General features: G+C 69.9%; 23 protein-coding genes. 16 read left to right on the forward strand and 7 right to left on the reverse strand.

The window, feature by feature from the left end:
• The first annotated feature begins 403 nt into the window (after nt 1-403).
• Both AC3WTD_RS15465 and prmC read left to right on the forward strand, forming a co-directional pair.
• A complete protein-coding gene (locus AC3WTD_RS15465; RefSeq protein ID WP_492614314.1) occupies nt 404-4,564 on the forward strand; it encodes a hypothetical protein in 4,161 nt (1,386 codons plus the stop codon).
• The gene (gene prmC, locus AC3WTD_RS15470) at nt 4,557-5,384 is read left to right on the forward strand and encodes a peptide chain release factor N(5)-glutamine methyltransferase (RefSeq protein WP_492614315.1); all 828 of its coding nucleotides are present in this window, start codon (nt 4,557-4,559) and stop codon (nt 5,382-5,384) included. The genes AC3WTD_RS15465 and prmC overlap by 8 nt, the downstream gene beginning before the upstream one ends.
• A gap of 23 nt (nt 5,385-5,407) precedes the next feature.
• Here the strand turns inward: prmC and dxs are convergent, their stop codons facing one another.
• Nucleotides 5,408-7,297, reverse strand: a complete 1,890-nt coding sequence (gene dxs / locus AC3WTD_RS15475) for a 1-deoxy-D-xylulose-5-phosphate synthase (RefSeq protein WP_492614316.1) — start codon at nt 7,295-7,297, stop codon at nt 5,408-5,410.
• A gap of 354 nt (nt 7,298-7,651) precedes the next feature.
• Nucleotides 7,652-8,257, reverse strand: a complete 606-nt coding sequence (locus tag AC3WTD_RS15480; RefSeq protein WP_027493418.1) for an HNH endonuclease — start codon at nt 8,255-8,257, stop codon at nt 7,652-7,654.
• 231 nt (nt 8,258-8,488) lie between these two features.
• Here AC3WTD_RS15480 and AC3WTD_RS15485 point away from each other — a divergent pair, with 231 nt between their 5' ends.
• Complete coding sequence (locus AC3WTD_RS15485; RefSeq protein WP_027493417.1) at nt 8,489-9,280, forward strand: SapC family protein; 792 nt, start codon at nt 8,489-8,491, stop codon at nt 9,278-9,280.
• Between the two features lie 61 nt (nt 9,281-9,341).
• On the opposite strand, the gene AC3WTD_RS15490 is transcribed toward AC3WTD_RS15485, so the two are convergent.
• On the reverse strand, nt 9,342-9,818 hold the full coding sequence (locus tag AC3WTD_RS15490; RefSeq protein ID WP_027493416.1) for a GNAT family N-acetyltransferase: 477 nt from the start codon (nt 9,816-9,818) through the stop codon (nt 9,342-9,344).
• A 173-nt stretch (nt 9,819-9,991) separates the two neighbouring features.
• Here AC3WTD_RS15490 and AC3WTD_RS15495 point away from each other — a divergent pair, with 173 nt between their 5' ends.
• Complete coding sequence (locus AC3WTD_RS15495) at nt 9,992-11,431, forward strand: RNB domain-containing ribonuclease (protein WP_492614317.1); 1,440 nt, start codon at nt 9,992-9,994, stop codon at nt 11,429-11,431.
• A gap of 75 nt (nt 11,432-11,506) precedes the next feature.
• Here the strand turns inward: AC3WTD_RS15495 and AC3WTD_RS15500 are convergent, their stop codons facing one another.
• Nucleotides 11,507-12,511: an Lnb N-terminal periplasmic domain-containing protein gene (locus tag AC3WTD_RS15500; protein ID WP_492614318.1), complete on the reverse strand. Its 1,005-nt coding sequence runs from the start codon at nt 12,509-12,511 to the stop codon at nt 11,507-11,509.
• A 134-nt stretch (nt 12,512-12,645) separates the two neighbouring features.
• On the opposite strand from AC3WTD_RS15500, the gene AC3WTD_RS15505 reads away from it, so the two are divergent.
• The 5 genes from AC3WTD_RS15505 (at nt 12,646) to AC3WTD_RS15525 (ending at nt 16,572) form a co-directional block, all read left to right on the forward strand.
• Nucleotides 12,646-14,541, forward strand: coding sequence for an esterase/lipase family protein (locus AC3WTD_RS15505; protein ID WP_492614319.1), 1,896 nt, complete (start codon nt 12,646-12,648; stop codon nt 14,539-14,541).
• A 173-nt stretch (nt 14,542-14,714) separates the two neighbouring features.
• Nucleotides 14,715-15,002 (forward strand): hypothetical protein, encoded by a 288-nt coding sequence (locus AC3WTD_RS15510; RefSeq protein ID WP_492614320.1) that lies wholly within the window; start codon nt 14,715-14,717, stop codon nt 15,000-15,002.
• Between the two features lie 186 nt (nt 15,003-15,188).
• Nucleotides 15,189-15,347, forward strand: a complete 159-nt coding sequence (locus tag AC3WTD_RS15515; protein ID WP_492614321.1) for a hypothetical protein — start codon at nt 15,189-15,191, stop codon at nt 15,345-15,347.
• Between the two features lie 32 nt (nt 15,348-15,379).
• Entirely contained in the window at nt 15,380-16,024 is a 645-nt protein-coding gene (locus AC3WTD_RS15520; RefSeq protein ID WP_492614322.1) for an alpha/beta fold hydrolase, read from the forward strand.
• Between the two features lie 308 nt (nt 16,025-16,332).
• Nucleotides 16,333-16,572, forward strand: coding sequence for a hypothetical protein (locus AC3WTD_RS15525; RefSeq protein WP_051257618.1), 240 nt, complete (start codon nt 16,333-16,335; stop codon nt 16,570-16,572).
• 81 nt (nt 16,573-16,653) lie between these two features.
• Here AC3WTD_RS15525 and AC3WTD_RS15530 read toward each other — a convergent pair whose 3' ends face one another.
• The 3 genes from AC3WTD_RS15530 to AC3WTD_RS15540 all read right to left on the reverse strand — a co-directional run bounded on the left by AC3WTD_RS15530 (nt 16,654) and on the right by AC3WTD_RS15540 (nt 19,424).
• A complete protein-coding gene (locus tag AC3WTD_RS15530; protein ID WP_492614323.1) occupies nt 16,654-16,884 on the reverse strand; it encodes a hypothetical protein in 231 nt (76 codons plus the stop codon).
• 242 nt (nt 16,885-17,126) lie between these two features.
• On the reverse strand, nt 17,127-18,917 hold the full coding sequence (locus AC3WTD_RS15535; protein ID WP_492614324.1) for an acyl-CoA dehydrogenase C-terminal domain-containing protein: 1,791 nt from the start codon (nt 18,915-18,917) through the stop codon (nt 17,127-17,129).
• 30 nt (nt 18,918-18,947) lie between these two features.
• Complete coding sequence (locus AC3WTD_RS15540) at nt 18,948-19,424, reverse strand: hypothetical protein (RefSeq protein WP_027493408.1); 477 nt, start codon at nt 19,422-19,424, stop codon at nt 18,948-18,950.
• 240 nt (nt 19,425-19,664) lie between these two features.
• Here AC3WTD_RS15540 and AC3WTD_RS15545 point away from each other — a divergent pair, with 240 nt between their 5' ends.
• From AC3WTD_RS15545 to AC3WTD_RS15575, 7 genes are read left to right on the forward strand one after another with little or no spacing between them, the layout of a single operon-like run.
• Nucleotides 19,665-20,132, forward strand: a complete 468-nt coding sequence (locus tag AC3WTD_RS15545) for an SET domain-containing protein (RefSeq protein WP_492614325.1) — start codon at nt 19,665-19,667, stop codon at nt 20,130-20,132.
• The gene (locus tag AC3WTD_RS15550) at nt 20,084-20,737 is read left to right on the forward strand and encodes an RDD family protein (protein ID WP_492614326.1); all 654 of its coding nucleotides are present in this window, start codon (nt 20,084-20,086) and stop codon (nt 20,735-20,737) included. Before AC3WTD_RS15545 ends, AC3WTD_RS15550 begins: the two co-directional genes overlap by 49 nt.
• A complete protein-coding gene (locus AC3WTD_RS15555) occupies nt 20,737-21,417 on the forward strand; it encodes an RDD family protein (RefSeq protein ID WP_027493405.1) in 681 nt (226 codons plus the stop codon). Before AC3WTD_RS15550 ends, AC3WTD_RS15555 begins: the two co-directional genes overlap by 1 nt.
• Complete coding sequence (locus AC3WTD_RS15560) at nt 21,414-22,391, forward strand: stage II sporulation protein M (RefSeq protein WP_027493404.1); 978 nt, start codon at nt 21,414-21,416, stop codon at nt 22,389-22,391. The genes AC3WTD_RS15555 and AC3WTD_RS15560 overlap by 4 nt, the downstream gene beginning before the upstream one ends.
• Nucleotides 22,381-23,895 (forward strand): DUF4129 domain-containing protein, encoded by a 1,515-nt coding sequence (locus AC3WTD_RS15565; RefSeq protein ID WP_492614327.1) that lies wholly within the window; start codon nt 22,381-22,383, stop codon nt 23,893-23,895. Before AC3WTD_RS15560 ends, AC3WTD_RS15565 begins: the two co-directional genes overlap by 11 nt.
• Nucleotides 23,892-25,001 (forward strand): hypothetical protein, encoded by a 1,110-nt coding sequence (locus AC3WTD_RS15570; protein ID WP_492614328.1) that lies wholly within the window; start codon nt 23,892-23,894, stop codon nt 24,999-25,001. Before AC3WTD_RS15565 ends, AC3WTD_RS15570 begins: the two co-directional genes overlap by 4 nt.
• A complete protein-coding gene (locus AC3WTD_RS15575; RefSeq protein WP_492614329.1) occupies nt 24,998-26,002 on the forward strand; it encodes an AAA family ATPase in 1,005 nt (334 codons plus the stop codon). The genes AC3WTD_RS15570 and AC3WTD_RS15575 overlap by 4 nt, the downstream gene beginning before the upstream one ends.
• Nucleotides 26,003-26,084: the final 82 nt, after the last annotated feature.

Below are 26,084 nucleotides of genomic sequence, written 5' to 3' on the forward strand. Positions count from 1 at the left end.
GCCCGCTGTCCCGGGAAGGCGAACCCATCCAGCTCGGCCTGCAGTCGGCGCGAACCATGCCGCGCGGGTTGCATATCCGGTGTTCCGGCTGCGTACCTGACCGCCGCCACGCGCCGTACCCGCTTCCCGTGGCGGCTGCCATCGAACGACCGGTTCAATACCGCAGACCGGGTGCATCACTTTGTCGATCGCCACCGTCGCGGGGATGGCGGGATGCATGCGGCTCACCGCGCAGGGTGCATCCGCTGTACGGCGCGACCTGGCAACCCCGTTGCACTCCCGGCGGCGTTGAACCGGTGATGGCGCGCACCGGCCATGGGCCGTTGCCGGACGCGGTCCGGCTGTGTGCCCGCGAGGTTCCACTTACACTGTGCCGGCCGCACGGCAGCAGGGGGAGAAACGCATGCTCGCTCGAACACTCGGAATGCTGGGCCTGTGGTGGCTGCTGGCGGCGCCGCTGCCGGCACAGGAGGTGCCGTCGGCACTGCGCGACTGGCAGGGCTGGGTGCTGCACGACGTGCCGCAGCACGATTGCCCGTGGCTTGCCAGCCAGGCGCCGAACGCCGGCGGCAACCGCCAATGCGCCTGGCCCGGTCGGCTGCTGCTGGCGGCGGATCGGGACGGTGGCCGCTTCGCATTGGACGTGCACGTGGACGCGCCGAGCTGGGTGGCGCTGCCCGGCGACACGCGGAGCTGGCCGCAGCAGGTCAGCGCGAACAGCCAACCGGCCACCGTGCTGCAGCGAGATGATCAGCCGATGGTGTGGCTGGCGCCCGGCGACTACCAACTGCGCGGAATGCTGCCGTGGGCATCGCGACCGGCGCGTTTGCGCGTGCCCGCGGCGATCGGGCTGGTGGCGCTGAGCGTCGATGGCGCGGCGGTGACGCGCATCGAGCGCAACGGCGAACAGCTCACCCTGGGCGAGGCTGCCGCCGCGCAGCGTGCTGCCGACGCACTGTCGCTGCGTGTTTACCGCCGCCTCGCCGACGGCTTGCCGGCCACACTGGAAACCCGATTGCAGTTCAACGTCGCCGGTACTGCGCGCGAGCAGGCGTTCGGGCCGGTGTTGCCGCAGGGTTTCGTGGCCACCGCCCTGGCCGGCGAGCTGCCGGCGCGACTGGAGAACGACGACCGGCTGCGCGTGCAGCTGCGGCCGGGCCAGTGGACGATCAGGCTGGAGGCGCGCAGCCTCGCGCCACTGGCGAAGGTGGCGCTGGGGCTGCCGGCCGCGCCCTGGCCGCGGCAGGAGATCTGGAGCTACGCCGACGATCCCGCGCTGCGCAGCACCCGCGTCGAAGGCCACGCCACCGACGCGGCGCAGGCCGGCGTGCCGGGCGAGTGGCGCGAGTTGCCGGCGTTCGTGCTGGACGAGGGCGCCGGCCTGGCGATCGAGCAGGGCGCGCGCGGCGACGAGGGTGGCAAGGGCGAGCAGCTGCACCTGCAACGCCAGCTGTGGCTGGATTTCGACGGCGCCGGCCTCAGCGTGGCCGACCGGCTCAGCGGCGAGCTGGGTCATCGCCAGCGTCTCGACGTGGCGGCACCCTGGCAATTGCAGCGGGCCAGCCAGGGCGGCGAGCCGCTGCGGGTCAGCCAGGGCGAGGGCGGTCGCAGCGGCGTCGAACTGCGCGAGCAGCGGATCGATCTCGACGCCGGCCTGCGCCTGCCCACGCGCCGCGGCGCGATCCCCAGCGCCGGCTGGCAGCTGCCGCTGGAAAGTATCGACGCCACCTTGCATCTGCCGCGCGGCTACCGCTTGCTCGGCGCAACCGGGGTGGACCGCTCGCCCGATTCGTGGGTGGCGCGGTGGAGCCTGCTCGACCTGTTCGTGGTGGCGCTGATCGCGCTGCTGGCCGGGCGCCAGCTTGGCTGGCGGTGGGCGCTGCTGGCCGCCGGCTATCTCCTGCTGGCGCAGCACGAGGCCGCCGCGCCGCTGTGGACGCTGGCGGTGACGCTGGCGCTGGCCCTGCTGCTGCGCGCCCTGCCGGAAGGACGGTTGCGCATGGCCGCGCGTACTGGCGCGGTGGCCACCTTCGCGCTGGCGGTGCTGTGGACCCTGCCGTTCGCGGCGGCGCAGTTGCGGTACGCGCTGCATCCGCAGCTGGAAGGCGGAGGCCAGAGCCGGATTGTTTCGGCGGGATATGCCGAGCAGGCTGCACAGGAAGAGGTTTATGCGAAGGCGCGGATGAAGCAGTCGGCGCCGGCGCCTGCACCCATGGCGCCGCCACCGGTCGGCGAAGTTTCCGCCGACGCGGCGATGCCTCTGCCGCCACCGCCACCGCCACCTGCGACGGCGATGCGAAACGATTCGAGCTTGTCGCTGGAGGCCGTCACCATCACAGGGTCAGCCGTGCAGAACCTCAGCAGCGTATCGACCCTTGCCCGCAACGCTGCCGACAACCGCGGCCCGACCCAGGCCGGTGCCGGCACGCCGCACTGGGACCAGGGCAACAATTATCGGCTCGGCTGGTCCGGCCCGGTGACCGCGCAGCAGAGTACGCATCTGGTGATCGCGCCGGCGTGGCTGGTGCGGCTGCTGCGTGTGCTCATGGTGGGGCTGCTGGCGCTGCTGCTGGCGAAACTGGTGCCGTTGCTGCTGACGCCGCTGCGCGGCCGCTGGAGCGACTGGCGCGGTGGCGGTGCGGCGAGCGCCGCCTTGCTGGCCATCGCACTGCTGCCTGCCGGGGCGCGCGCGCAGAACCTGCCCAGCCCGGATCTGCTGAACCAGCTGCGCAATCGACTCACCGAGGCGCCGAAGTGCGCACCGGCCTGCGCTGCCGTGGCGCAGGCACAACTGCAGGCGAGCGGCGATACGCTGGCCGTGGAGCTGGAAGCGCACATCGGCACGGCGGTCGCGGTGCCACTGCCACAGGCCGACGACGCGCTGCAGCTGCTCGACGTCGGCGTGGACGGCCATGCCAACGCGCCGCTGGGCCGCCGCAGCGACCAGCTGCTGCTGCGGCTGGAACGCGGCGTGCACCGGATCAGCCTGCGCTACCGCATCGGCATGGCCGACAGCGCCAGCCTGCGCTTTGCGCTGCGCCCGCAGCACATCGCGTTCAGCGGCCAGGGCTGGTCGCTGGCCGGGGTCGATGACGGCCGCCTGCTCGGCGACAGTATCGCCTTGCAGCGCCTGCGCACGGCCAGCGACGGCAAGCAGCTGCCGCCCGCGCAGAGTTTCCCGCCGTACGTGCGGCTGACCCGCCGCCTGCAGCTGGGCGTGGACTGGACCGTCGAGAACACGGTCGAGCGCGTGGCCCCGCAGGACGGCGGCTTCAGCGTCGCGCTGCCGCTGCTGCCTGGCGAGCATCCGCTGGGCGATGGCGTGCTGGTGAAGGACGGCCGCATCGGCATCACCTTCAATGCGAACAGCAGCGAGGCGAGCTGGAGCAGCCGGCTCGACCATGCGACGGCCCTGGCGCTCGAGGCGCCGGCGCTGGGCGAGCGCGCGGAGGTGTGGGAAATCCATGCCGCGCCGATGTGGCACGTGGAGGCGAAAGGCGTGCCGACCAGCGCCAGCGACGACGGGCTGCTGTACCAGCCGCTGCCCGGCGAAAAACTGCAGCTGGCCTTCAGCCAGCCGGCGGCGATCGCCGGCGACAGCCTGGCGTTCGACGGCGTGCAGGTCACCAGCCGCGCCGGCGAGCGCGCCATCGAAACCTCGCTGGACCTGCGTGCACGCAGCACCCGCGGCGGCGAGCACGCGATCGGCCTGCCGGCCGGTGCCGAGTTGCTCGATGCGCAGCGTGATGGCGAGCCGGTCAATCTGGCGCTGCGCGACGGCAAGCTCAGCCTGCCGCTGCTGCCCGGCGAACACGGCTACGCGCTGCGCCTGCGCGAGCCGTACGGCGTCGCCGCGCGCACACGCACGCCATCGTTCGCGCTGCATGCGCCGGTGGCGAACATCGACCTTGCGCTGCAGCTGCCGCAGGACCGCTGGGTGCTGTGGACGTGGGGGCCGGCCAGCGGGCCGGCGGTGCTGTACTGGTCGCAACTGGCGGTGTTGCTGCTCGCCGCCTGGCTGCTGGCGCGCTACGCGCCGACGCCGCTGCGTTTCCGCCACTGGCTGCTGCTCGGGCTGGGTTTCTCCGCGTTCGCCTGGAGCGCCTATGCGCTGGTGGTGGCGTGGCTGATCCTGCTCGGCCTGCGCGCGCGCAGCACGCTGTCGGAACGACCGGGCGACACCGCGTTCAACCTGATGCAGCTGGGCCTCGCGCTGCTCACCCTGCTGGCGCTGGTGGTGCTGGTCGGTGCGGTGCCGAAGGGTCTGCTCGGGCTGCCGGACATGCACGTGGCCGGCAACGCTTCCAGTGCGTGGAACCTGCGCTGGTTCGCCGACCAGAGCGCCGGCACGCTGCCGGTTGCCGGCGTGTTCAGCGTCCCGCTGTGGGTGTACAAGCTGGCCATGCTGGCGTGGGCGCTGTGGCTGGCCTGGTCGCTGATCGACTGGCTGCGCTGGGCGTTCGAGGCGTGGACGCGCGGCGGCTACTGGCGCAAGCGCGCGCCCAAGCCAGGCGCGCCGCCGCCGCAGCTGCCGCGCTCGACGACGGAGCCACCGCATGCCTGATCTGCGCGCCATGCTGGCCGCCGCCGTGGCGCGCCTCGGCGAGCGCGCCGACGCCGAAGCGCTGCTGCTGCACGTGCTGCAGCAGCCGCGCAGCTGGCTGTTCGCGCACGCCGACGAGGTGCCGGATATGGACGTCCAGACGGCTTATGCCACCCTGGTCGAACGCCGCGCCGCGGGCGAGCCGGTGGCCTATATCACCGGCCGGCGCGGCTTCTGGTCGCTGGAGCTGGAAGTGACGTCGGCGACGTTGATCCCGCGTCCGGAAACCGAGCTGCTGGTTGAATTGGCGCTGCAGCGCCTGCCGTCAGTCGCCGCCTGCAACGTGGCCGACCTCGGCACCGGCAGCGGCGCGGTCGCGCTGGCCATTGCGCGCGAGCGACCACGCGCCCGGGTGGTCGCCACCGACGCCAGCGCCGCCGCACTCGCCGTCGCCCAGCGCAATGCGCAACGCCTTGGCCTCGGCAACGTGGCCTTCGTGCACGGCGACTGGCTGGCCCCTCTGGCCGGCCAGCACTTCGACCTGATCGTCTCCAACCCCCCCTACATCGAGGCCGCCGACCCGCACCTGGCGCAAGGCGACCTGCGTTTCGAGCCGCCCGCGGCGCTTGCCTCCGGCCCCGACGGCCTCGATGCCATTCGCCGCATCGTGCGCGACGCCCGCGCCCACCTGCATCCCGACGCCTGGCTGCTGTTCGAGCACGGCTGGAACCAGGGCCTGGCGGCCCGCGTGCTGCTCGCCGAGGCCGGCTACGCCGACGTTTTCAGCGCCCTGGACCTGGAACAACGCGATCGCGTTTCCGGTGGGCGCAGGAGCGCGTAGGAGCCCGCTGGCGGGTGGTGGGATCAGCCCGCGTTGGCCGCGACGGTGACCAGTTGCGGAAAGCGCGCGCGGATGGCGTGGCGGATGCCCGGCAGATCGAGGCCGGCCATGCTCAGCACTTCCTCGCGGCTGCCGTGCTCGAGGTAGGCATCCGGCAGACCCAGGTGCAGCATCGGCAGCACGATGCCGTGCGCGGTCAGGCATTCGGCCACGGCGGAGCCGGCGCCGCCGGCGATCGCGTTGTCTTCCAGCGTGACGAAGGCGTCGTGGGTCTTCGCCAGTTCCACGATCAGGGCTTCGTCCAGTGGCTTCACGAAGCGCATGTTGACCAGGGTGGCGCCGAGCTCGGCGGCGATCGTGGCGGCCGGCGCCAGCATGGCGCCGAAGCTGAGCAGGGCCAGGCCGTGGCCGCGCCGGCGCAGCTCGGCCTTGCCGATCGGCAGCGTGTCGAGTTGCCGGTGGATCGCGGCGCCGGGGCCGGTGCCGCGCGGGTAGCGGATGGCGGCGGGGCCGTGGTGGTGGAAGCCGGTGCTCAGCATCATGCGGCACTCGTTCTCGTCGGCCGGCGCCATGATGACCATGTTCGGCAGGCAGCGCAGGTAGGTCAGGTCGAAGCTGCCCGAATGGGTGGCGCCGTCCGGGCCGACCACGCCGGCGCGGTCGATGGCGAAGGTGACGTCGAGGTTCTGCAGCGCCACGTCGTGGATCGCCTGGTCATAGGCGCGCTGCAGGAAGGTGGAGTAGATCGCCACCACCGGCTTGGCCCCTTCGCAGGCCATGCCGGCGGCCAGCGTCACCGCGTGCTGTTCGGCGATCGCCACGTCGAAGTAGCGCTCGGGGTATTTCTTCGAGAATCGCACCAGGCCGGAACCCTCGCGCATCGCCGGGGTGATGCCGAGCAGGCGCTCGTCGGCGGCAGCCTGGTCGCATAGCCAGTCGCTGAAGATGTCGGTGTAGGTGGGCCTGGCCGGCGCGGGTTTCTTGACCACGCCGGCCTCGGGGTCGAACGGGCCGACCGCGTGGTACTCGATCTGCGCCTGCTCGGCCGGGGCATAGCCCTTGCCCTTGGTGGTGATCACGTGCAGCAGCTGCGGGCCGGGCAGGTTCTTCACCGTGCGCAGCGCCTGCAGCAGTTGCGGGATGTTGTGGCCGTCGATCGGGCCGGTGTAGTGGAAGCCCAGCTCCTCGAACAGCGTGGAGGGCACGAACATGCCCTTGGTGTGTTCTTCCCAGCGCTTGAACCAGCGGCCGGCGAAGGACTGCTTCGGGATCGCCCGCTTGGCCCGCTCGCGCACCGCATTGAGCCGCCGGCTGGCCATTGCGCGCGCCATCATCTTGGTCAGCGCACCGACGTTCTCGCTGATCGACATGCCGTTGTCGTTGAACACCACCAGCATGTCCGGCTCGATGTCGCCGCCGTGGTTGAGCGCCTCGAACGCCATGCCGGCGGTCATCGCGCCATCGCCGATCACCGCCACCACCTTGCGGCGGTCGCCCTTGCGCTGCGCGGCGACCGCCATGCCCAGCGCGGCCGAGATCGAGGTGGACGAATGGCCGACGCCGAAGGTGTCGTACTCGCTTTCCTCGCGCCGCGGGAACGGCGCCAGGCCGTCCTTCTTCTTGATCGTGGTGATGCGGTCGCGGCGCCCGGTGAGGATCTTGTGCGGGTAGCACTGGTGGCCGACGTCCCACACCAGGCGGTCGTGCGGGGTGTCGAATTCGTGGTGCAGCGCCACGGTGAGTTCCACCACGCCCAGGCCGGCGCCGAAGTGACCGCCGGAGCTGGCCACTGCCTCGATCAGGTACTGGCGCAGCTCGTCGGCGACGGCGGGCAGTTCCTCGTCGCTCACGCGGCGCAGGTCGGCCGGCGTCTCGATCGGCGCCAGGTGGGGGTAGTGGGAAAGGTCGTTCATCCGCGTATTGTTGGTCCAGCGGCGGGGCGGGGCAAGGGCGAAACCATGAAGAAGGCCTGTCCATGGCGGCTGAAGGCCCGCAAATCCGGCATGCGGCGACCGTCGCCCGCTCCGGGCCCATGCCCGGGCGGGTCGACGAGATCAATCGAAAGCCGCGGGAACACCGCAGCGCGCGCGTCGGCGCGCGTGCCTAGGAACGTGGGCGGTAGAAACCAAGCAGGCGAGGCAAAGCCGTTTTGAGCCAGCTTGCGTGACGGTTTGCCGGCCCATAGTGGTTCTATGGGCCAAAAATCGGCGCGGAAGGTGGCCAAAACGGCGCAGCCGCAGCCGCTTGTGTTTCTGCCGCCCACGCTCCTAGGCGGCTTCCACCAGCGGGCGGCGGTCGCGCGGCAGCCGGCTGACCAGGAACTCCATCTGGTCGGCCAGGATGTTGCGGTTGGAGAGGATCAGGTGTTCGACCCAGCTCGGCCGGTACGGTACCGCCAGCAGCGGCATGTTGGCCTCCTGCGGGGTGCGGTTGCTCTTCTTCAGGTTGCACGCGAGGCAGGCGCTGACCACGTTCTCCCATTCGTCCCTGCCGCGCTTGGAGATCGGCAGCACGTGGTCGCGGGTCAGTTCGGCGCGGGTGAAATGGTCGCCGCAGTACAGGCAGATGTGGCGGTCGCGCGCGAACAGGGCGGTGTTGGTCAGCGCCGGCGCCGGGTCGATCGCATGCTCGCGGCAGTGGCCGGTGCTGGCGATGATCGGGTGCAGGCGCAGCAGGCTCTGCGCGCCGAGCAGGCGGTTGTGGCCGCCATGCACGGTGAGGCAGGGGTCGCCCAGGGTCCAGGCGACCGCGTCACGGACATACAGGCAAACCGCCTCCTGCCAGCTGATCCAGTCGAGGATGCGGCCGGCGGCGTCCAGTGACAATACGCGGGTCGCATGGAGGTCGGCCCGACTTGGCACTTCCATCAGCATGTAAATCGTCCTTCAGCCAGGGCGTCGAAAGAGCGTTTCGGCAATGCGGGAATGGTGGTCCGGGATCAGCATAGAACAATTCCATTGCAATTCGCATGCAAATGGTGCAGCGGCGCCACGTGGGGGCAGTCGCCGTGCTCGGCGGGCGCTGATATGATCGCCAGTCAACACAGACCTGACGCCGGGTTTGATAGGGGCGCTTGGTGGTGACCCGGCACGGCGTGGGCAGAGGTGGACAACGTGGCTGAAGTTCTTTTCTACGAGCAACCGGTACCGCTCAATCGCGTCGAGCACAAGGACCTGCGCATGAAGGCCGTGCCGAACGTGAAGTTCGCCATGAGTGCGCACTCCGTGCCGTTGACCGGCGTGGAGTTCGGCATCGCCGCGCGCGACCTGCTGATCGTGTTCGCCGGCACCAGCGTCGCCGACGCCGGCCCGGTGGCCCTGCTCGGCCTGCGCCAGAACGAAAATCTGTACGTCGACGTGAACGGCCAGTGGGCACCGGATACCTACGTTCCCGCCTTCGTGCGCCGCTACCCGTTCGTGCTGGCCGAGAAGCCGGCCGGGCAGGAAGGCGACGACTTCACCGTGTTCCTCGACGAACGCTACGAGGGCTTCAACACGAGCGAAGGCCAGCGCCTGTTCAAGGAAGACGGCACCGACAGCGAACTGCTGGCCAATGCCGTGGGTTTCCTCGGCGATTTCCAGCAGAACGTGGCGCGCACCAAGTGGTTCATGGAGCAGCTGAACAAGCATGACCTGCTGGAGCCGCGCACCGTGCAGCTGCAGAAGGAAGGCAAGGACGGCGGGCAGGGCAAGTCGATCAACCTCAATGGCATGTTCGTGGTCAACGAGGCCAAGCTGCGCGAGCTGGACGAGAAGACCGCCCAGGAGTTCCTGCGCGAAGGCATGCTGGGCTGGATCTACGCACACCTGCTGTCGCTGACCAACATCGACCGCCTGGCCCACCGGCTGGACCAGCGCGAGCAGGCAGAGGCGGCCGCCGGCACGCTCACGAACTGACCGTGCGGTTGCTGGTGTTCGCAAGGAAGCCGCCTCCGGGCGGCTTCTTTCGTTGGCGGACTCAACGCACCGGCTTGGCCAGCCGCAGCAGGTCCGGCAGGTAACCGGAGGCTTCGTACAGCGCGCGGGCACGCGCGTTGCCGGGGAACACCGCCAGCGTCACCAGCTGGCAATGGTGGTCGCGTGCCCATGCCTCGGCGTGCGCCAGCAGCGCCTTGCCGACCCCGCGATTCTCGTACGGCGGCGCCACCGCCATGTCGGAGATGTGGCAGTTGCCGCGTCCGGTAAAAAAATCCGCGGTGCGCTGCAGGTGGATGAAGCCGGCCCGTTCGCCGTCGGCGTCCTCGGCCACGAACAGGTAACTGTTCGCCGGTTGGTCCTCCAGGTGGCGCTGCAGGTCGTTGCGGATCCCCTCGATGCACTCGTGGCGACGCCGCCACGGCGGCAGCGTGAAATCGGCGAAGCGCGGCGCCTGCGCCAGAATGAAGTCGTCGTCCTCTTCTTCGGCCAGGCGGATCAGCAGGGACACCTCGGTCATGGGGATCGACTCGGCGGTTGGGTGACAGTGCCGTTTCTACACCTTGCCTGATGATGGCGGTAGCCCTCGGGTAGCTGGAAGCAGGCCGCCGGCAGGCCCGTGTATATTTTTGCGCAGCGCGGCAGGGCATCGGCCTCGCCTTGCCGAACGGCATCCACGCAGGGAATCCGTCCATGTCGACCACCCGCTGCATCCATCTCCGGCCCGCCGGCGAGCCCGTGCTGGCGCAGGGCATGCGCGCCATTCACGACGACCTGAAACTGCCGTCGGCATTCCCGCCGGAAGTCGAGGCCGCCGCGGCACGGGCGGCCGCAACCCCCCGCTGGCCGGAGCTGGATCGCAGCGACATCGCGCTGGTCACCATCGACCCGCCCGGCTCGCTGGATCTGGACCAGGCGCTGCACGTGGAGCGCACCGAGGGCGGCTATCGGGTGCACTACGCGATTGCCGACGTCGCCGCTTTCGTCAGCGCCGGCGACCCGGTCGACCTGGAGGCGAACCGGCGCGGCGAGACGCTGTACGGCGCCGATACGAAAATACCGCTGCACCCGAAGGTGTTGTCCGAGGATGCCGCCTCGCTGCTGCCCGATCAGTTGCGGCCGGCGCTGCTGTGGACGATCGAACTGGACGGGGCCGGCGAAGGCATCGCCGTTGACGTGCGGCGGGCGAAGGTGAGGAGTCGCGCCCGGCTCGACTACGCCGGCGTGCAGCAACGCATCGACGCGGGGGCAGCCGAGCCGATGTGGGCGGTGCTGCGCGAGGTCGGCGAGTTGCGCCGGCAGCGCGAGTTCGCCCGCGGCGGCGTCAGCCTGCCGCTGCCGGAGCAGGAGGTCAGCGTGGTCGATGGCCGCTGGAAGCTGGCGTTCCGCGCGCGCCTGCCGATCGAGGACTGGAACGAGCAGCTCTCGCTGCTGGTCGGCATGGCCGCCGCGGACCTGATGGTGCAGGCGAAGCTGGGCCTGCTGCGCACCCTGCCGCCGCCCGATCCGTACGCCATCGAGCGCCTGCGCGTCACCGCGCGGGTGCTGGGTATCGCGTGGCCGCCCGGGCTGGATTACCCCGGCTACATCCGTTCGCTGGACCCGTCCAACGACGTCCATGTGGCGATGCTCACCGCCTGCACCACGGTGCTGCGCGGAGCCGGCTACACGGCGTTCGACGGCACGCTGCCGGCGCAGCCGATGCACTCGGCGCTGGCCGCGCAGTACACCCATGCCACCGCGCCGCTGCGCCGGCTGGTCGATCGCTACACCGGCGAGGTCTGTGTGGCGCTGTGCGCGAAGCAGCCGGTGCCGGCGTGGGCGCTGGCCGCGTTGCCGGGCCTGCCGGCCACCATGCAGGCTTCCGGCCGCCGCGCCGGCCAGTACGAACGGGCGGTGCTGAACCTGGCCGAAGCCGCCGTGCTGGCGCCGCGCGTGGGCGAGGTCTTCGACGGCGCGATCGTCGAAGTCGCCGATGACGATCCGGGCAAGGGCACGGTCATCGTGCGCGACCCGGCGGTCGAGGCCAGCGTGTCAGGCACCGCGAGTCTTTCGCTCGGCGCCGACGTCAGGGTAAGCCTGGTCGAGGCCGATCCGATCAGGCGCGTGACGCGTTTCGAACTGGCGGGATGACCGCGGCGACTGCCGTTCAATCGCGTCGCGGATCGGAAGTTGGCCGCCTTGGTCTGAGCGCCTGACGCGCTGAGGTCAGGATTCGTGTGCGCGGATCGCGCGGGAGAAGTCGTCGCCCGCCGCCGTGTTTCGCGCCCGTTCGGTGATGCGGCTGCGGCGGCGCAGCTCGTCGAGCGGCACGCTGCGATCCACCGCACCCACCTCGTGCAGGTAGCCCGGCAGGTAGCCGGTCAGCAGCAGGCGGATGTCCCACGGCAGTCCCGGCTCGATCTGCCGGGCCATGCGGTAGACGATCGTGGTGCAGTTCGAGGTGATCGTGTTGTAGAACGCCGGCCTGCCGGCGAGCGTGTTCGCCGCCTGCACATAGGAGAGGAACAGCCTGCGCATGGCCGCCTTGTCCATGCGCAGCGGATACAGGTAGTCGTCCTCGCCGCGCACGTTGGTGCGCACGCGGATGATGTCGTGTTCGTCGGCAGCCACCAGCACCGTCTCGAACTGCTTGAAGAAGCCGCCGATCGGCGAATACTGCTCGCCGCGCTGCCGGCGGATCTCCACCGAGAAGACCACGCGATTGCCGTCGTCGAAGCCGAACGAGAGCATCGCGTGGGCAATCGCCCGGCTGCCCCAGTACGACAGCACCGCGTCGGCCGAGGCGAGGTGCTCCAGGTCGTAGTGGCGGGTTTCCCAGCGTGCGTCGTAGTCGTCGTCGCTGCGCCAGTCGAAATCGCGCACATTGTCGAGGGTGACTTTGCTGCCGCTCACCGTGCCGGTGAACTGGCGCGCCACGTCGTCGGCCCAGACCCGCGTGCCGGACGGCGCGATGCCCGCCCACCACAGCAGCAGCAGCGCGTACATCGCCGTGTAGACACCCAGCGGAAGCCAGCTGCGGCGGACCATGGCGACGGCGGCCAGGGCGATCACGGCCAGCGCCCACAGCGTGCCGCCGAGCGTGCGCACGGTGGCGTTGCCGGGCAGTTGGTACCACAGCGCCATGGCGCCCCACGCACCGGAGACGAAGCTGGCGAGCGACACCGCCGCGAAGAGCGCCACCCTGCCGATCATCCCGCGCTTCTTGGCCATCTCGTTCCCGGACATCCGTCCATGCCGCAAGCCTGCCGCTTTGACTGCACCATGGCAACACCGGAATCCCGATGCGGCGGCTACAATCGCCGCACCGTCAGGTTCGGGATGAGATACCGATGGGATCGCCGCAGATGAAGGCCGGAATCCGCGCCTGGGCAGTGCGCTGCATCGTCGTCATCGGGCTGCTCGGCCTCAACGCCTGCGCGATGGTCGGGGTGAGCCACGTCAACACCAACGACTACGTCAGCCAGCGGCGTGCCGACGTGATCGTTGCCGGCCGGCCGAGCGACCGCACCGTGCAGTCGCTCAACGTGGTCGCGCTGACGCCCGACGGCTGCCGGCGCGAGTTCGCCGCCTGCACCGACACCGTCGCTCACGCGGCGGGGCTGACCGACGAGCAGCGGCTCTCCGCGCTGGCCGAGCTGTGGTTGGGCCGGGCGCTCAGGGCGGAGCGGTCGCAGTCCGGCGCGATGATGGACGATGCGACGCTGGACGCCTTCCTGCAATCCGCGCGCTACGCCTATGCGTATCTCTTCTACACCGCGCGTTCGCCCACCGAGCGCACGTTCGAATTGCGTCAGGTACAGGTGACGTGGTTCTACAACCTGGCCGTGCAGCGCGCGATGAGCCGCTTCTTCCTGGAGCTGCCGCATCTGGACCCGCGCTGGACGCAGGCCACGCTGGCCGGCTGGAGCATGCTGCGCTCGCAGAGCGACGTGCGTCTGCCTGGCGGCACGCACCTGCCGGCGGAGCTGATCCCCGCCGCGAACCTGCGCTTCGAAGGCCTGCGCAATATCTATCGACGCGACGGCTTCGGCTCCAACTTCGTGGCCGTGGCGCCGGCGGAAGCGGCCGACGCCGAGGTGCCGTGGCGCGAACCCGATTACGTGCCGATCACCGGCGCGCTGGAATTCGAGGGCAGCACGCTGGATGCCGTGCTGGCGACGCGGCAGGTGCGCCTGCTGGTGCGCGACCCGTACCACGACAACACCGTCACGGTGGGCGGCCGGGTGGTGCCGCTGGGCGCGAATTTCACCGCACCCTACGGCGTATGGCTGGCCCGTTCGGGCTTCGCCAGCCAGTCGATCCGCTCGCTGCTGGGCCGCGAGGGCGGCATCAAGACGCCGCGCATACTGCTGATGCAGCCTTACGACCCGGACCGGCTCACCGTGGTGATGCTGCACGGCCTGGCGAGCAGCCCGGAAGCGTGGATCAACGTGGCCAACGAGGTGATGGGCGACGAGAAACTGCGCCGCAACTACCAGGTGTGGGAGGTCTATTACCCGACCAACCTGCCGGTGGCGGTGAACCTGGCCAACATCCGCAAGGCGCTGGACGCCACGCTGCAACATTACGATCCATCCGGCCAGGCGCGCGCCTCGAACAACATGGTGCTGATCGGCCACAGCATGGGCGGCGTGATCGCGCGCCTGCTGGTGTCCTCCAGCGGCGACCGGTTGTGGAGCCTGTTCCCGGAACGCGCCAACCTGTCGGCAAGGAAGCGGCAGCGGCTGCACCAGCGGCTGGCGCCTTATCTGCAGTTCACCCCGATGCCGCAAGTGACCCGCGCGGTGTTCCTGGCCGCGCCGCATCGCGGCACGCCGTACGCCCAGCACCGCCTCGCGCGCTGGGTCGGCAACCTGATCCGGCTGCCGGTGGCCGTATTGAAGGAAATGGCGGAAATCGGCAACCTGCTGGAATCCGACGATTCGGGCGAGGCCCGGCCGCTGTACATGCCCAACAGCATCGACAACCTCCGCGACAACGACCCGTTCATCGTCGCCGCCGCCAACCTGCCGATCTCGCCGCAGGTGCACTACCACACCATCGTCGGTGTGTATAAATCGAAAGGCGCGCTGCAGGACAGCAGCGACGGCGTGGTGCCGTACGAGAGCGCGCATCTGGACGGCGCCGATTCCGAACTGGCCATTCCCTCCTGGCACAGCGTGCAGGAGACGCCGGCGGCGATCGTGGAGCTGCGCCGGATCCTGCGGCTGCAGCTGGCGACGTTGCAGCAGGCGAAGTGACCGCAGGCATCGGCAGCATCTGTTTTTCACGCCACGGCGCGACAATGGCTGGGTATAGCAACACGGCACGCAGCGGCGTTCGCCGTTCCGGGGCCGGGAGAAAGCCATGATGCAGCGGATCGTGATCGCCGGCGGCGCCGCCGGCGGGCTGGAACTGGCCACCAGGCTCGGCCATGCGCTGGGCAAACCCGGCCGCGCCAGCGTTCGGTGATTGCGCGGCATGCCCGCGTGGCGGCGGTGCCAATGGCAAGCTGCCCGCGCTGGCCCAGGTCGCGCATCAGCAGGCAGCCCTGCTGGTCGGCAACCTGCGCCGTCGGCTCGACGGCAGACCCTTGCAGGATTACCGCTACCAGGACCACAGCACGCTGATTTCGCTGGCCTCGTACAACGCCTTCGGCAAGCTGTTCGGCAACCGCGTCATCGCGGGGCGCCTCGCGCACTTCTTCTACGCCTCGCTCTAGCGCATGCACCAGAGCGCCCTGTACGGCCCCTGGCGCACTTCGCGCAAGCTGCTCGGCGATGCGATCGCCCGCAACACCCGGCCACTGCTGAAGTTGCATTGAGGCATCGGCGCGCCGGCGGCTGCGGCGTCCGTGGCGGGCATGTCGGATTCGCGCTTCATCGGCATGCCTGGGGAATCCGCAATCATGCGCGAATCTTTCGCCGTGGCGGCCAGCCTCGCCATGGGCATCGTGTTGTCGGCCTCATGCCCGGGCCAGGACAGCAAACCCAGGCCGCCGATCGTCACCGGTCCGGTCTACACGAAGCCGCAACAGTGGTGGACATGGACCACGGACGCCGCATGAATCTGTACTGCCGCGGCTCGGGTTCGCCCACGGTGATCCTCGACGCCGGCATGGGCCATTCCTCGATTTCCTGGGCGCTGGTGCAACCGGCGTTGGCGAAGCGCACCCGGACCTGCGCGTACGATCGCGCCGGCATGGGCTTCAGCGATGCGGCGATGCGCCCCGGCACGGCCGACAACACCGCCGAAGACCGGCATGCCCTGTTGCGTGCGGCGCACATCGGTCCCCCGTACGTGCTGGTCGGGCATTCGATGTCCGGCCTGACGGCGCGCGTGTTCGCCGATCGCTATCCGGACGGCATGGTTTCGCTTGCCGCGCCTTGTCCCGGAGCTACCTCGTGGCAGGCGCCGCCGTTCATCCCGCCCTTGTTGCGGCAGCTGATGACCAGCTCCCAGCAGGCCTCGAAGCCACCGTTGCCGGCGGTGCGCTGGATCTTGCAAGCGACGCCGTGGGGGCCGGGTTTGCCGCAGTCCACGCGGGCCGCATCGGGTTCTGAAATGCGGATGCACGCGGCAAGCATCAGCCCCGCGTTGGCCATGGCCGCAGCGCGGGCGAGGGTTTTCAGTGTCATGGGTTGCGGGTCAACATTCGTCCCCGCGGCAATTTCCACCATGTCCACCGGCGTGGCGGGCTCGATCCGTATTTCGCCATCCGGTCGCGTGACCGGGATCTCGTGACAGGCCAGAAACGAGGAGTCGGGCGGGGTAGGTTCATCGATCGATCGCCCTGGCGGGAGCGTCGATCCGGCATCGGCGTGGAGCAGCCCTAAGTCGACACCGCCGCATGGGCGGGGCATCGCTCGGCGCGGGAAGCCGCGCCCCTGGCTGGTGCTGGCGGTGCTGCTGTCTTGCGCGCTGGTGGCCTGGGCTGTGATCCAGCGGGTCACGGCACCGGTCCCCCGGCGGACGAAGTGGCCTGGCGTAACCGCATCGATGGCCCCGGATGACATCGCCGACATTGGCAAGCCTATTGCTTGCCTGAGTGCATGAGCGAGCTTGCCTACGACATCACCTATCTGGTCGAATCCGCATCGGCCGAGCCTGCGGCACCATCGCGGGCGCCTATCAGGACGCCGGCGGCCGTGGCGCCGTCACCGGCCAATGCGGTCAATGCGCAGGAAACGCTGGCGCGGGAACTGTTGCAGGTGGCCGATGCCCATGAGGCGCTGATCCAGCAGTATCTGCGGTTCAGCGGCATCGTCTGCCAGGGCACTTCCCCGCAGTAACCTGCCAAAGGGCTGCCGCTCTCGAAGAAAAGCTGACGCATTTCGACACCGCCGCTGACACGATCCCGCCTCGAGCGGACGTTATTTGACCGACCTAGAAAACCGGTACCTGAGGTATTGGCCCAGGGTGGGGTGATACCAGACGGAGGGGTCGACGCCGTCGCGAGGGGTGAGGTTGCCGTCGACCGCGTCGCGCAAGGCCTGCTTCATCAGCGGGATGGCGGCGGCCAGCTGGTGCAGCGGATAGGTGTTGAAGCCGTCGTTGCCCTCGACCTGGATCCGCTGCTGGTACAGCACGCCGCCGGTGTCCACCCCGGTATCCGCCAGGTGCGTCGAGGTTGCGCGTGTCGCGTAAGCCCCAGTAAAGCTCGAAGTCGATGGATATCGTGAACGCGCCGATGTTCATGCCATCCTAGGCCGTCTTCCTTCCCGCCCGAGCGCACCAGCTTACGCCGAACGCCAGCGTGGCGCGGCGGCCGGGGAGGCTTGCCGCCGGTGCGCCAGCAGGAAAGCCCAGGCCGACCGGACTTCCTGCTGGCGTAGCCGACGGGGCCTCAGGCGATTTCAGGCAGCGTCGTCACCCCGGCCTCGATCGCCGCCTTGTGCGTCAGGGTGCGCGGCAGGATGCGGGCGAAGTAGAACGCGGCAGTGTCGCGCTTGGCCTGCTTGAACGCGGCCGATTGCGCGCCGGCTTCGGCGGTGGCCACGCTGCGCGCCCACAGGTAGGCGAGCGTGACGTAGCCGGAGTAGTACAGGTAGTCGGTCGCCGCGGCGCCGAGCTCCTCCGGGTTGGCCGCCACGCGCTGGGCCAGGCTCACGGTGAGCTCGCTCCATTCCTTGGTGGCGACGGCGAGCGGACCGATCAGGCCGCGCAGTGATTGGTCGGCGCTGTGCTGCTGGCAGAACGCGCTGATCTCCTGCAGGAAGTGTTTCGCGCCCACGCCCTGCAACTGGAGGATCTTGCGGCCCAGCAGGTCGGCCGCCTGGATCCCGGTGGTGCCTTCGTACAGGGTGATGATGCGCGCGTCGCGCACGAACTGCTCCATGCCGTTCTCGGCGATGTAGCCGTGGCCGCCGTAGATCTGCAGCGCTTCCTTGGTGCACTCCTGCGCCAGCTCGGTGGTCATGCCCTTGGCGATCGGGATCAGGAAGGCGACCAGTTCACCGGCCTTCTGCCGCGCGGCTTCGTCCGCTGCGCGATGTTCGATGTCGGTCTGCAGCGCGGTGTACAGCAGCAGCGCGCGCGAACCTTCGACGAAGGCACGCTGGGTCAGCAGCATGCGGCGCACGTCCGGCTGCACCAGCAGGTTGTCGGCCGGCTTGTCCGGGAACTTCGGACCGGACAGCGAACGTGACTGCAGCCGCTCGCGCGCGTAGTTGAGGCTGTTCTGCAGCGCGCGCTCGGCCAGCGCCAGGCCCTGCACGCCGACCGACAGGCGCGCCGCGTTCATCATGGTGAACATCGCGGCGAGGCCCTTGTGCGGCTTGCCGATCAGGTAGCCCTCGGCACCGTCGAAGTTCATCACGCAGGTGGAGCAGGCGTGGATGCCCATCTTGTGCTCGATCGCGCCGGCGGCCACGGTATTGCGCGCGCCCAGCGAGCCGTCCTGGTTCACCTTGAACTTGGGCACGATGAACATCGAGATGCCGCGGCTGCCTTCCGGCGCGTCGGGCAGACGCGCCAGCACCAGGTGCACGATGTTCTCGGCGAGGTCGTGTTCGCCGGCGCTGATGAAGATCTTGGTGCCACTGATCTTGTAGACGGTGTGGCCGTCCGCGTCCGCCGCCGCCGGCTCGGCGCGGGTCTTCAGCAGGCCGAGGTCGGAGCCGGCCTGCGGTTCGGTCAGGCACATGGTGCCGGTCCAGCGGCCCGCGACGATCGGCTTCATGAAGCGCTCGCGCTGCCATGCCTCGCCGTGCTGCTCCATCGCATGGGTGGCGCCTTCGGACAGCAGCGGGTACAGGCTCCAGGCCAGGTTGCCGGACTGGAAGATCTCGGTGGTGGCGATGCCGAGCACGCCCGGCAGCGCCTGGCCGCCGTAGGCCTCGGGGTTGGTCAGGCCGGTCCAGCCGCCTTCGGTGAACGCCTTGAACGCTTCCTTGAAGCCCTTCGGCGTGGTCACCGTCTGGGTGGCCTTGTCGTAGTGGCAGCCTTCCGCGTCGGCCGGCGCGTTGGTCGGCGCCAGCAGCTGTTCGCTGAGGCGGCCGGCTTCGTCCAGCACCGCGTCGAGCAGGTCGCGGCTGTGCGCTTCGCCGCCTTGCAGCGAAGTCAGGGTCTGTTCGGCGCCGAGTACGTCGAACAGGGCGAAACGCAGGTCGTCGAGGGGGGCCTTGTAAGCGGTCATGGTGATTCCTTCGGTGGAAAGCGGGGGTGTCTAGCGGTATGTGTCGGGGATGCCAGGCACCGGGGAGATCCAGTCGTTGCCGTTGAAGTCGAACGAGCGCGGCTTGTCTTCCTGCTCGGGTCTGGCGCTGGCGCTGCCGCTGATGCGGTAGGCCAGCGCGCCGCCGCTGCCCTTGGCGGCGACCGCATGCAGCGCCTGGCTCATCGCCGCGGTGGGCAGCACCCGAAGCTGGACCACGTCGCCGGCGAGTTCGGGAATGTCGAGGTCGAACGCGGCGTGCAGCCGTACCGGCACCAGCTCGGCTACCTGCAGCTGGCCGTCCAGCGACTTGAAGTCCATCCCGGCGTAGCTGTTGTTCTGGATGCGCACGGTCAGTTGCCATTGCCCGCCCGGCAACACCAGCAGTTGCTGGATGCTCAGGGTCGGCGGATACACGCTCTTCTTCGCCGGGACGCAGGCGGCCAAGCCCAGCAGCAGGACGGGGGTGATCCAGCGCAACAGACGCATCGCGGTCTCCAAACGATCGTTTGAATGCCGATTCTAACCACGTTCGGGGGGCTTGGCGCCAGTGCAGCGAATGGCCGCCGTCGGCAGCGGCGCTGAGCCGGCGCGAAGTTCGAGCGCTGCCTGCGAAATCTCCGGTAGGCGCAGGCCGGGCTTTCGTGCAACGCGCCTGACGAAGGTTTCGCGGTCATCCGCAAACGGGCATCATCGGTGTTTCATCTTTTACCCACAGGGTTTCGCCGCATGTCACGACGTTTTGTTGCTCGCCGCTCGCCGATCCACGGCAACGGTGTGTTCGCCACCGCGCCGATCAGGAAAGGCGAGGAGATCATCGAGTACAAGGGCAAGTTGATGACCCATGCGCAGGCCGACGACCTGTATGGCGACGGCGGCGAGACCGGCCACACCTTCCTGTTCACGCTCAACGACGACTACATCATCGACGCCAACCAGGGCGGCAACAGCGCACGCTGGATCAACCACAGCTGTGCGCCGAACTGCCGCGCGCTGGTCGAGGAAAGCGCCAGCGGCGACCCGCGCAGGGACCGCGTGCTGATCGAGGCGATCCGTAGCATCAAGCCGGGCGAGGAGCTCACCTACGACTACGGCATCGTGCTCGACGTGCCGCACACCGCGCGCCTGAAGAAGCTGTGGAAGTGCCTGTGCGGCTCGCCGAAATGCACCGGCACGCTGCTCAAGCCCAAGCGCTAGCCAGCAGTCAAAATTCGCTTCTATACTCGCCAAAGTTGCCCGACATGGGGGAGGGCAACCAGGACGGCAACAAGGGGAAGGAAGCGATGGAAACGAATCCGTATGCCGCGCCGGCGGCGGTGATCGACGATGCGGCCGCGTGGGACGCGTACGATCTGGAAAACCGCAAGGCCGGGCGCGGCAAGCGCCTGGGGGCCGTGCTGCTGGACGGGCTGGTCAACCTGATCTGGGCCCTCCCGGTCTTCTGGGGCGTCATGATGGCGGTCGGCGTCAGCAAGGGGGTCAAGCCGGCCGCGCCGATGATCGGCGTGATGCTGCTGGGCTTCGCGCTGCTGGTGGCGATCTTGGTAGTCAATTGCGTGCTGCTGCACCGGCACGGGCAGACCATCGGCAAGCGCGCGCTGGACATCGCCATCGTGCGCACCGACGGCAGCCGCATGGGCCTGCTGCGCTACATCTTCATCCGGGCGTTGCCGGTGAGCCTGCTTGGCGCGATTCCGTACGTAGGCTGGCTGATTTCGCTGGCCGATCCGCTGCTGATCTTCGGCCCGGAGCGCCGCTGTCTGCACGACCTGATCGCCGACACCATCGTCGTCGACGTCTGATGCTCGACACCGTCCGCGAGATCGAGACGCCCGAGGGCGTCTCGCTGCGTCTGCGTGCGGCCGGCGCGTTGCCGCGCGCGCAGGCGTGGATGGTCGACCTGTTGCTGCGCCTGGTGGTGCTGTTCGTCGCGATGATCCCGCTGGCGCTGTTCGGCAAGGGCGGCAACGGGCTGGCCATGCTGCTGATGTTCGCGCTGCTGTGGGCGTATTCGGTGGTGTGCGAGGTGTGGCTGGACGGGCAGACCCTGGGCAAGCGCGCGCTGGGCCTGCGCGTGGTCAAGGCCGACGGCACGCCGGTAACCTGGCTGCCGTCGGTGGTGCGCAACCTGCTGCGCGTGGTGGATGCGCTGCCGGGCGTGTACGGCGTGGGCCTGGCCAGCACGCTGATCGATCCGCATGCGCGGCGGCTCGGCGACATCGTGGCGGGCACCATGGTGATCCACGCGCAGGAGCTGCCGGCCGGCCAGCAGGTGCCGGCGTTGCCGGCGCTGCCGCTGCCGCAGGTGCTGGCGGCCGACGAACAGGCGGCGCTGGTGGAGTACGCCGAGCGCGCCGGCCAGCTCACCGTGCAGCGGCAGGAAGAACTGGCCAACCTGCTCACGCCGCTGACCGGGCAGCGCGATACCGCGGCGATACGGCAACTGGTGGCGCACGCCAACTGGCTGCTGGGGCGCGCATGAAGCAGGAACGTTTCATCGCCCTGCACAGCCGCGAGTGGGATGGCCTGCAGTCGTGGCTGAGCGCGCTGGAGCGCCAGCCGAAGCGCACCCTGCGGCAGGAACAGGCGCTGGAGTTTCCGCAGTCGTACCGGCGCGTGTGCCATCACCTGGCGCTGGCGCGCGGGCGCGGCTACAGCCACGAGGTCACCGAGCGGCTGCAGCGGCTGGTGCAGCAGGGGCATCGCGTGTTGTACCGGCCACCGGCGCTGCGCTGGCACCGCGTGGCGGGTTTCCTGCTGGCGGGCTTCCCGCGCCTGGTGCGTGCGCAGTGGCGCTGCATGGCGCTGGCGGCGGCGCTGTTCTACCTGCCGGCGCTGTGCCTGGTGGTGCTGCTGCAACTGCGCCCGGAGCTGGCGCATACGTTGTTCAGCAGTGCGCAGCTGGTGCAGTTCGAGAAGATGTACGACCCGGCGAACACGCAGATCGGCCGCAGCAGCGGCACCGACCTGCAGATGTTCGGCTACTACGTGATGAACAACGTCAGCATCGCGTTTCGCACGTTCGCCTCGGGCCTGGTGTTCGGCGTCGGCGCGATCTACGTGCTGGGCGCCAACGGCGTGTTGATCGGCGGGGTGGCCGGGCACCTCACCGCGATCGGCTACGGCGGACCGTTCTGGCGGTTCGTGGTGGGCCATTCGGCGTTCGAGCTGAGCGCGCTGGTGATCGCCGGCGGCGCCGGCCTGCAGCTGGGCCTGACCTTGCTGGCGCCGGGGCGGCAGCGGCGCGGGCCGGCGCTGGTCGCGGCCGGCTGGGTCGGCGCGCAACTGGTGCTGGGCGCATTCGCGATGCTGCTGGTGGCGGCGTTCATCGAGGCCTACTGGTCGTCGATCGCGGCGCTGCCGGACCCGCTGCGGTTCGGCGTCGGCGCACTGCTGTGGCTGCTGGTGCTGGGCTGGCTGTGGCGCGGCGGCAGGGCGGGCACGCATGGAGCTTGAGCGGATCAGCGTGGTGCTGCGGCCGCGCGCGCCGCGCGAGGCGCTGGACCTGGGCGCCGCGCTGCTGCGTGCGAACGCGGCGGCGGTGTGGTCGGCGTGGTTCGCCTTCACCCTGCCGGTATTCGTGCTGTGCAATGCGCTGGGCGTGCTGCTGGGGTTGCCGTGGCTGGGCCTGGTGCTGGTGTGGTGGCTGAAGCCGCTGTTCGACCGCCTGCCGCTGTACGTGCTGTCGCGCGCGGTGTTCGACCGCGCGCCGGGCTGGCGCGAGACCCTGCGCGGCCAGCGCCAGTGGAGCTGGCGCAGCACGCTGGCCGGGTTGAGCTGGTTGCGCATTGACAGCAGCCGCGCGCTGCGCCTGCCGCTGGATCTGCTCGAAGGTGCGCCGCGTCAGCAGCGCGCCGCGCGCTGGAAGGTGCTGCGCCGACGCATTACGGGCGAGACCAGCCTGCTCACCTATGGCTGCCTGCAGTTCGAGCTGGTGTTGTTCTTGAGCTGCTGGCTGTTCGCGCTGCTGCTGATTCCGCACGAGTGGCGGCCGGAGTCGCTGGCCGGCTTCTTCCGCGACGACGTGCAGGTCGCCGCCACACCGTGGATCCTCGCTGGCGCCACGGTGGCCTACCTGGCGATGAGCGCGATCGAGCCGCTGTACGTGGCCTGCGGTTTCGCGCTGTATCTGAACCGGCGCACCCAGCTCGAAGCGTGGGACATCGACCTGGCGTTCCGCCGCCTGCGCGCGCGCCTGCAGGGGCTGGGCAAGCTGCTCGGCGTGCTGCTGCTGTGCGCCGGCGCGCTGCCGCTCTCGGTGTGGGCGGCAACTGCGAGCGTGGACGTGCCCAAGCCGGCGGCCAGCAACCTCGATCAGGTGTTCGGGCCGCCGGCCGGCGCGGACCGTTTCGCCGCCGCGGCCGCCGAGGTCTATCGCGATCCGCGCTTCGGCGGCGAGCGCACGGTTCGGCGCTGGAGCTTCAAGTACGCCTCGGCGCCGGCCGCGCGTGCGCAGCCGCTGTCGTTCCCGCTGCTGGCGCGCGTGCTGGCGGCGATGTTCAAGGGTTTGTTGTGGCTGGGGCTGATCGGCGCCGTCGGCGCGCTGGCGTGGTTCGCCTGGCGCTGGCGCAGGCGGCGGGTGCCGGCCGCCGACGAGGCGGCGCCGGCACCGTTGCATGGTTTGGCGAATGCCGAGGCACCATCGCCGCTGCCAGCCGACCTGGCGGCGGCGACCCGCGCCCTGTGGCAAGGACAGCGCCGGCGCGAGGCGCTGGCGCTGCTGTACCGCGGCAGTGTGGAGCGCACTGCGCAGCTGCTGCAGTTGCCGCCGGCAGTCGGCGCGACCGAGGCGGACTGGCTGCGCCAGGCCGCGGCCATCGCCGACGCGGAGCGCGCGCAACGCGTGGTGGCGATCGTGCGCGCCTGGCAGTTCGCCGCGTACGCCGGGCGCTACCCGGACGATGCCGCGATCGAGCGCCTGCTGAGCGGCTGGCCGGCGCAGTCAGGGGCGTCGGCATGAACCGCTGGGCGCTGCTGCTGCCGGGCCTGCTGGTGCTGGGTGCCGCGTTGCTGGTGGCGGGCTTCTTCGCCACCTTCGAGCGCAAGGACGTCACCGAGCCGATGGCGGCGCATGGTGAGGCACGCTACAACCGCTTCTTTGCGCTGGAGCAGACGCTGCGCCGGTTGGGCGAGCCGGTGATCTCGCTGACCACGCTGGATCCGAAAAAAATGCCGCTGACGTCCGGCGCCACCCTGCTGCTCGGTGCCGAGGCGGCGCGGGTCGATGTCGACGATGCCGCGCGGATCGCCGCGTTCGTGCGCAGCGGCGGCCACCTGCTGCTGTCGCCGGGGTCGGCCGCGAAGGTGCATGTGCCGCTGTTCGAGGCGCTGGGCCTGCTCGATCCGCGCCCGGCGGAACATGCCTGCAGCCTGCTGCGCACCGCCGCCGCGAACGAGAAGGAGGGCGTGCTGCTTTGTGGCCAGCGCTTCCGCCTGCAGCCGGGCGCGCCCGTGGAGGCGGCGATCGGCGATGCGCAGGGCGGCTATCTGTTCGCGCGCACCCGGCTGGGCAAGGGCACGGTCAGTCTGCTCGCCGGCTTCAACGCGCTCTCGCGCAACGAGCTGAAGCAGGCCGCCGCGCAGCAGTTCGCCTGGCGGTTGCTGGCGCCGAACCGCGGGCGCGGCGTGCTCTACCTGGTCTACGCGCTGGACGGCCCGGCCTTCCTCAAGTGGCTGTCGATCAAGGGCTGGCCCGCGCTGCTGGCGCTGGCCGTGTTGCTGGCCGCGTGGATGGCGATGCGCAGCGCGCGGCTCGGCCCGCTGCTGCCGGCGCCGGCCTTGCACCGGCGCGCGCTACTCGAACATGTGCAGGCCGCCGGCGAGTTCCTGTATCGCCGCGACGGCGGCCGCAGCCTGCACCGGCTGGCCTGCGAGACCGTGCTGGCGCGCCTGCGCCGGCGCGACCCGGCCTGCGTGATGCTCAGCGGCGACGCCCTGTACGCACGCCTGGCCGAACGCTTCGGGCTCGACGCCGCGCAGGTCGCCCAGGCCTTCCAGTCACCCGCGAACGCGCCGGCGTTCCGCGCTTCCATCATCACCCTGGCCCGACTCAGGAGCCGCCCATGAGCACCGAAACCCTCGCCGCCCCGGCCACGCCGCCGGCACCGCTGCCGATCGCCGAACTCGGCGAACACGCACGCGCCCTGCGCACCCAGGTGGCGCGCGCCTTCATCGGCCAGACCGAGGTGTTCGAGCAGGTGCTGCTGGCCCTGCTGGCCTCCGGTCATGTGCTGATCGAGGGCGTGCCCGGGCTGGGCAAGACGCTGCTGGTGCGCGCGCTGGCCGCCTCGGTCGGCTGCAGCTTCGGGCGCGTGCAGTTCACCCCCGATCTGATGCCGGCCGACGTCACCGGCCACGCGATCTACGACCCGAAGACCGAGGCATTCAAGATCCGCAGCGGCCCGGTGTTCACCAACCTGCTGCTGGCCGACGAGATCAACCGCGCGCCGGCCAAGACCCAGGCCGCGCTGCTCGAATCCATGCAGGAAGGGCAGGTGACCATCGAGGGCCGCCGTTTCGCGCTGCCGGCGCCGTTCATGGTGGTGGCCACGCAGAACCCGATCGAGCAGGAAGGCACCTATCCGCTGCCCGAGGCGCAGCTCGACCGCTTCCTGATCAAGGTGACGATCGGCTATCCCACGCTGGAGGACGAGTGCCGCATGGTCGCCGGCGTGGTCAACGGCAAGGTCGCCGCCGAGCTGGACGTGTCGCAGGTGAAGCCGGTACTGAGCCAGGCCCAGCTGCTGACCGCGCAGCGCGGCGTGGCGGCGATCCGCATGGATGCGGCAGTGACCGACTACGCCGTGCGCATCGTGCGCAGCACGCGCGAATGGCCCGGCGTGATCGGTGGCGCCGGCCCGCGCGGCGGCTTGGCGCTGGCGCGGCTGGCGCGCGCGCAGGCGGCGATCGACGGCCGCGATTTCGTTACCCCGGACGACGTGCGCGCGGTGGCGCTGCCGGCCTTGCGCCATCGCCTGCTGCTGGCGCCGGAGGCGCTGCTGGAACGCCAGCGCCCCGACGACGTACTCAAGGCGCTGCTACACAAGGTGCCGGCGCCGCGCGAATGATGCGAGCTACCCGCCTTTTTTGTAGGAGCGCACCCTGTGCGCGATGCTCTTCGCTCCGATGGAGCATCAGAGCATCGCGCAC

This window comes from Rhodanobacter sp. FW106-PBR-R2A-1-15, assembly GCF_058789735.1.

Bases quoted from the DNA above. Each gene is read 5' to 3' on its own strand.
- AC3WTD_RS15465 (WP_492614314.1), top strand. From the start codon at position 404: ATGCTCGCTCGAACACTCGGAATGCTGGGCCTGTGGTGGCTGCTGGCG.
- AC3WTD_RS15480 (WP_027493418.1), bottom strand. From the start codon at position 8,257: ATGCTGATGGAAGTGCCAAGTCGGGCCGACCTCCATGCGACCCGCGTA.
- AC3WTD_RS15570 (WP_492614328.1), top strand. From the start codon at position 23,892: ATGAACCGCTGGGCGCTGCTGCTGCCGGGCCTGCTGGTGCTGGGTGCC.
- prmC (WP_492614315.1), top strand. From the start codon at position 4,557: ATGCCTGATCTGCGCGCCATGCTGGCCGCCGCCGTGGCGCGCCTCGGC.
- AC3WTD_RS15555 (WP_027493405.1), top strand. From the start codon at position 20,737: ATGCTCGACACCGTCCGCGAGATCGAGACGCCCGAGGGCGTCTCGCTG.
- AC3WTD_RS15505 (WP_492614319.1), top strand. From the start codon at position 12,646: ATGAAGGCCGGAATCCGCGCCTGGGCAGTGCGCTGCATCGTCGTCATC.
- AC3WTD_RS15560 (WP_027493404.1), top strand. From the start codon at position 21,414: ATGAAGCAGGAACGTTTCATCGCCCTGCACAGCCGCGAGTGGGATGGC.
- AC3WTD_RS15515 (WP_492614321.1), top strand. From the start codon at position 15,189: ATGCGCGAATCTTTCGCCGTGGCGGCCAGCCTCGCCATGGGCATCGTG.
- dxs (WP_492614316.1), bottom strand. From the start codon at position 7,297: ATGAACGACCTTTCCCACTACCCCCACCTGGCGCCGATCGAGACGCCG.
- AC3WTD_RS15490 (WP_027493416.1), bottom strand. From the start codon at position 9,818: ATGACCGAGGTGTCCCTGCTGATCCGCCTGGCCGAAGAAGAGGACGAC.
- AC3WTD_RS15510 (WP_492614320.1), top strand. From the start codon at position 14,715: ATGCGCTGGGCAAACCCGGCCGCGCCAGCGTTCGGTGATTGCGCGGCA.
- AC3WTD_RS15545 (WP_492614325.1), top strand. From the start codon at position 19,665: ATGTCACGACGTTTTGTTGCTCGCCGCTCGCCGATCCACGGCAACGGT.
- AC3WTD_RS15565 (WP_492614327.1), top strand. From the start codon at position 22,381: ATGGAGCTTGAGCGGATCAGCGTGGTGCTGCGGCCGCGCGCGCCGCGC.
- AC3WTD_RS15540 (WP_027493408.1), bottom strand. From the start codon at position 19,424: ATGCGTCTGTTGCGCTGGATCACCCCCGTCCTGCTGCTGGGCTTGGCC.
- AC3WTD_RS15500 (WP_492614318.1), bottom strand. From the start codon at position 12,511: ATGGCCAAGAAGCGCGGGATGATCGGCAGGGTGGCGCTCTTCGCGGCG.
- AC3WTD_RS15525 (WP_051257618.1), top strand. From the start codon at position 16,333: ATGAGCGAGCTTGCCTACGACATCACCTATCTGGTCGAATCCGCATCG.
- AC3WTD_RS15495 (WP_492614317.1), top strand. From the start codon at position 9,992: ATGTCGACCACCCGCTGCATCCATCTCCGGCCCGCCGGCGAGCCCGTG.
- AC3WTD_RS15535 (WP_492614324.1), bottom strand. From the start codon at position 18,917: ATGACCGCTTACAAGGCCCCCCTCGACGACCTGCGTTTCGCCCTGTTC.
- AC3WTD_RS15575 (WP_492614329.1), top strand. From the start codon at position 24,998: ATGAGCACCGAAACCCTCGCCGCCCCGGCCACGCCGCCGGCACCGCTG.